Annotated in this window: 1 protein-coding gene; it reads right to left on the bottom strand. The window is 59.3% G+C overall.

The features are described 5' to 3' along the window. Positions 1-509, bottom strand: a 509-nt coding sequence (locus J5224_RS35355) for a (Fe-S)-binding protein (RefSeq protein WP_264629430.1), incomplete at both ends; no start/stop codon positions are given.

Genomic DNA, 509 nt, shown 5'->3' with positions numbered 1-509 from the left:
AACGCGCGCGGAATCCCGGCACATCTATCTTGATCGGGCATTGGGTTGAACAGGCTTTACAGGCCAGACACCCGGACATGGACGCTTTAACTTCGTGAGAGAAGTCATACTCGCCCTGGTGCGCGCGCCAGCTGTTACGCGTCTTTTCAATCAAGCCACGCAAGCTTGGTCCCCGCTCGGCCAACGACTGCTCCAGCGTCACCGGATCGACGCCCTGTTCGGCAAGCAAGCGCAGCCATTCGCGCACCAGCGTCGCTCGCCCTTTCGGCGAATGAATACGGTTGCCGGTGATCTTCATGGAAGGACACATCGGGCTGTTCACGTCAAAGTTGAAGCACAGACCGTTGCCGTTGCACTCCATCGCACCACGGAACGACGTACGTACCGCCAGCGGAATGCGGCGATCGAAGGTGCCACGCTTCTCGCCATCAATACGCATCATCGGCGCATCGACGGCCAATGGCGCGCAAATCTTGCCGGGATTGAGGCGGTTATGCGGATCGAAGGAG

This window comes from Candidatus Symbiopectobacterium sp. NZEC135 (genome assembly GCF_025962695.1).
This window is presented reverse-complemented; position numbering and strand designations above follow the sequence as displayed.